General features: G+C 37.7%; 2 protein-coding genes. One reads left to right on the top strand and one right to left on the bottom strand.

Features of this window, described 5'->3' with window-relative positions; translation table 11 throughout:
• Positions 1 to 203 precede the first annotated feature (203 nt).
• Positions 204 to 611, bottom strand: a complete 408-nt coding sequence (locus BACCELL_RS22665) for a LacI family DNA-binding transcriptional regulator (protein WP_007214443.1) — start codon at positions 609 to 611, stop codon at positions 204 to 206.
• A gap of 205 nt (positions 612 to 816) precedes the next feature.
• On the opposite strand from BACCELL_RS22665, the gene BACCELL_RS22660 reads away from it, so the two are divergent.
• Positions 817 to 4,701: a hybrid sensor histidine kinase/response regulator gene (locus BACCELL_RS22660; RefSeq protein WP_236100769.1), complete on the top strand. Its 3,885-nt coding sequence runs from the start codon at positions 817 to 819 to the stop codon at positions 4,699 to 4,701.
• The last annotated feature ends 97 nt before the right edge of the window (positions 4,702 to 4,798 follow it).

The raw sequence follows: 4,798 nt of genomic DNA, 5'->3' as shown, positions 1-4,798 counted from the left end.
ACTCCTTTCTGCACCAAGAAAAAATATTGTATTTCGTCAAATCTATCCGCTTCTTTATTTGTTAGTAATGCGAATCAGTAGCTGAAATTGGTTTGTTTTTGTCGGATGATGAATTAAATGACAAAAGAATAGTTTTTAGAGTTTAACTCTCTGCTTTTCCTTATATGAACCAAATTCAACCCCTGATTTGCATTAATATGAGATTATGCTGATGCACGTTTAGTATGTTGTTGTTTTAAGATGATAGCGATAGGATTTGGGCGATAATGTAGCTTCTTGGCTAAAGCTTGTACAGCCTTCCTGGTGCTTAGGCTAATATCCTTTTTATTGGCTAATGCGCGTGATATAGTAGATGGTGCCAGATTGAGTTGACGTGCCATTTCTTTAATGGTAATTTTAGGTTGTTTACTGACTTTCGGGTTATTCTTATGGCATTGTTTAAGTTTCACTGCCATGATATTGGGCTTGTAGTTTAATTGGGTAGCCAATTCCATTACGATTTTTTTGGTCTGCGAATTTACATCCCACTGGTCTGCCAAAGCTCTGGATACAGTGGAAGTAGAAAGATTTAGTGCTTTAGCGATTGTTTTAAGTGTTACTTGAGATTTCATGGTATTTACTTTATTAGGGTTAATATTATTTTCTTTATTATCGCTGCAAAGTTAGAATGCAATGAATTTTAGGACTTTACGATATATCTCAGAAACTCCCGGATTTGTATCATTAAGGAATAAAAGGTATATTTGCAGCATGTTTAGTCGATATATTGTATTGATATTATTCTTTTTTTGTTGGTCGAGTGGAAGTGCCCAGCTTTTGACCGACAAATTGTTCTTCGAACATTTGACTACCGAAGACGGACTTTCTCATAATTATGTGCAATCCATATATCAGGATAAGGATGGTTTTATCTGGTTGGGAAGTGATAATGGTTTAAACCGTTATGACGGACAGCGTATCGATATTTTTAGTACTAATACCCAACCCACTCTTGGAGGTAATAAAATACGCCGCATCATTCAGGACAGGGACAAGAATTTATGGATATTGCATGAAAATGGTTTGGACAGGATGAAATATTCTACTCAGCAAGTAAAAAGTTTCCTGTATGACAAGAACCAAAGTAGCCGTTGGGTTGGGATTGGGGTTGATAAAGAGGAGAGCTTGGTAGCCTATACGGAAAAGAAAATATTCAGATATGATATAGAAAAAGATACTCTTGTGGTTCTGCAGGACGCTCCGGAGGAATATCGATATTCTGCATTTGTGCAGGCTGGTGGGAAATATTATGTAGGTACTCGCCAACATGGCATTATTGTATATAATGAAAACTGGCAATTGCTTGAGCATATTTATCCCAAGTCCATAGAGAAAGGCCCCTTGACTGACGGATTGATAAATGTGTTGCAGGTGGATTCAGAAGGTTGTCTTTGGAGCGTGATCGTAGGTATATGTATTAACAAATATAATCCTAAGACCAAGGAAGTGAAAACTTATAAGCTTTCTTCTACATCTCTCCTTAATAAGGAGATTAGGGATATCATAGAGTTGAATAAGGACTATATGTTGATTGGCACTTTCAACGGTCTATTTAGGTTACATAAGGATAATATGGAGGAAGTGATAGTAGAAAAAGGAGAAATCGGGGAAGAAGGAGGCTTGAGCTATTATTCTATATATTCTTTGTTTAAGGATAGGCAAGGAATAGTGTGGGTTGGTACATATGCCGGTGGTGTGAACTACAGTCACAGCTATAATCAGCGCTTCAGATTCTTTGCTCCTTCTCATTTGGCTGGACGCTTCAGGATGGCAAAAGAAGATGCTGATAATAATATTTGGTTCGCAACAGAAGGTAACGGTTTGCTGTGTCATCGTCCGAAAACAGGCCAAGTGGAATCTTTTTGGTTGAACGAAAACAAGCATCACAATGATAATATTATTAAATCGATCTGTATATCCGGTGATACAATCATGTGCGGTAATCAACGGGGAGAAGTCTATAATTATTCTATAAAGAGGAATAAATTCTCATTATTGCGGAAATACGATAATACAAATATATTGTATATTTTCAAAGACTCTAAAGGACATTGGTGGATATCCGTACAGGATCAGGGCGTTTTCTGTCTGAATATGGATTCCGTGCGATTCCCATGCTCGAATTACATAGATGAGATAGATCCTGGAATACTTGTGTTTGCCACCCAGAAAGATGGATTGTATGTCTATAATCTGAATACAGGACAAAAGAAACAGATAAGTGCGGCAGATTTGGGGGTTCCTGCAGATAAATCGCTTAGTATAACTTCTTTTTGCCGTGATTCGGAACATAACCTATGGATGACGACTGAGAGACAGGGACTCTTATCTGTAGATAAACATTGGAAAATGCGAAAGCAACATTTGTCGCATACCAAGGTTCATTCGGATAAACTTTATTTCGTTGCCAAACAGAATGAAGAGAGGTTATGGGTAATTGGTGCACACAAATTGTATTTGTTCGATCCAAAAGAAGAACAATTACATACTTTTGATAATAACAACGGTTTGCGTCTGACCGATATGGATGCCTCCAGTCTGATAGATTCAGCCAATCGTTTTTGGATATTGGGTAATACCGGCTATATAATGGTAGATAATCGGAATTTTATGTTGAATGATATACCGGCTTCTGTGATTCTTACTACGTTACGTATTAATAATAAATTGCAAAGACCTTGTGAAGGTTCTGTGTTAGATAAATGTTTGGCTGAGACATCCATGTTATGTTTAAAACACAATCAGACAAACATTTCAATAGCCTATGCGAGTGATAACCATATATATGGTAATAGCGACCGGTTCTTTTATAAGATGGATGGAGTAGACCCGGATTGGGTGGATGCGGGTAATCGTCGCGAAGTATTCTATAGTAATCTAGCCTCCGGTAACTACCTTTTAAGGATCAAAGTACTTAATAATGATGGAACGATAGGGCCGGAAACTCATTTGAAAATTGAAGTGCTTCCCCCTTTATGGGCGCGTTGGTGGGCATTTGCTATTTATGCTGCTATTATTTTCTACATATTGCAACGTTATATTGCCTATAAGCAAAGGAAACAACGGTTAGAGCACGAACTGTACCTCAAACAAATTGAAAAGGATAAATCTGAGGAGTTCAACCGGGAATTGCAGACCTTTTTTACGCAAGTGGCGCATGAATTTAGGACTCCGTTAACTCTGATTCTGAATCCTTTGGACGAGATACAGAAAAAGATAATACATGTTTCTGGAGTAGAAGAAGACTTGCTGTTAATCCGTCGTAATGCCAAACGATTACTCACGTTGGTAAATGATCTGATGGATCTGAGGAAGATAGAAAATGGCAATGGGGAACTGGAATTATCTTCTTTTAATTTTAATGATTTTATTCAGGAGATTTATTACTCTTTTCAGGTTACTGCCCGGCAAAGAGATATAGCATTGCAGCTTTCTCTACCGGAGATACCTATATTAGCTACATTTGATAAGGACGCATTAGAGAAAGTGTTCTTTAATTTATTGTCCAATGCTCTGAAGTTTACTCCGGAGGGGGGAACTGTCATTTTAGCTATTTTTTTGATTGAAGGAGAGAAGCCGAGAATACACATTGAAGTGAAAGACACAGGAGTAGGAATATCTAATGAGGATATAAGCAAGATATTCAAACCTTTTGCACTGTCTCATCAGGATTTGCATGGACAGATGGGAGGTAGTGGAGTTGGTCTGACCATAGCAAGAGCTATTGTAGAAAAACATCAGGGAACTATATCGGTTAGACGCAGGGAACCGCATGGTACTTGTTTTTCCATTGATTTGCCGTGGAGATATGATAAATGTTACGAAATGGCGGCTCAATACACATTGGATGAGAGTGAGGATGTAGTAGACAGTGCTTCTTCTTTTAAAGTTACTTCAATTTCTGAGACAATTTTGTTGGTGGATGATAATGTTGAAATTCTGACTTATCTTCAGAAAAAATTGTCGCGAAACTTTAAAGTTATTACAGCCCAGAATGGACGTGAAGCATTGGAGGTATTAGGCAAAGAAAATATGTCATTAGTAGTGAGTGATGTCATGATGCCTGAAATGGATGGGATGGAATTATGTACGTATATTAAAGAGAATCCTTCTTTTTGCCATCTTCCTGTCATATTGCTGACTGCAAAATCCATGACCATGTATGTTGAAGAAGGCTTTCAGGCCGGTGCGGATGACTATCTTGTGAAACCTTTCAAAGTCTCTACCTTGATAGTCCGTATTAATAATATTCTGAGCGGTCGGAAGAAATTGAAGGAGATTTATGGAAAACAACTCTCTTTAAAGAGTGTAGGCATTGAGTTGGAACCTGCAGATAAATCTTTTGCTGAACAATATGAGGCAGTGGTGAAAACACATCTTTCTAATCCAGAGTTGGATGTGGAAATGTTATGCAAGGAAATGGGAGTGAGCAGAGCTAAATTATATCGTAAGGTAAAGGCTATTACTAATCTTTCTCCGGCAGAATTGATCCGTAATATCCGTTTGGAATGTGCTGCTGAGATGCTTCGTACTTCTCAACAGACAGCAACGGAAATTGCCTATCAAACAGGATTTGGCAGTTATAATCATTTTGGTGATTATTTTAAGAGTGTTTATGGAGTTTCTCCTAAAGTATATAAGGAGAGGTATAAGAACACCTGATTTATTCGTTTATAGAGTCGATTGCAGCGTGCAAAGATTTGGAAATGTATATTGGGGCTAACAAGGCCGTCTAAAAATAAACTGTACCTCACAATTT

Origin of the sequence: Bacteroides cellulosilyticus DSM 14838 (genome assembly GCF_000158035.1) — a bacterium.
Lineage (GTDB): Bacteria > Bacteroidota > Bacteroidia > Bacteroidales > Bacteroidaceae > Bacteroides > Bacteroides cellulosilyticus.
The sequence above is the reverse complement of the archived record's forward strand: the minus strand, read 5'-3'. Positions and strand labels throughout refer to the sequence as shown.

Coding starts and splice junctions, on each gene's coding strand:
- BACCELL_RS22665 (WP_007214443.1), bottom strand. CDS start 611: ATGAAATCTCAAGTAACACTTAAAACAATCGCTAAAGCACTAAATCTT.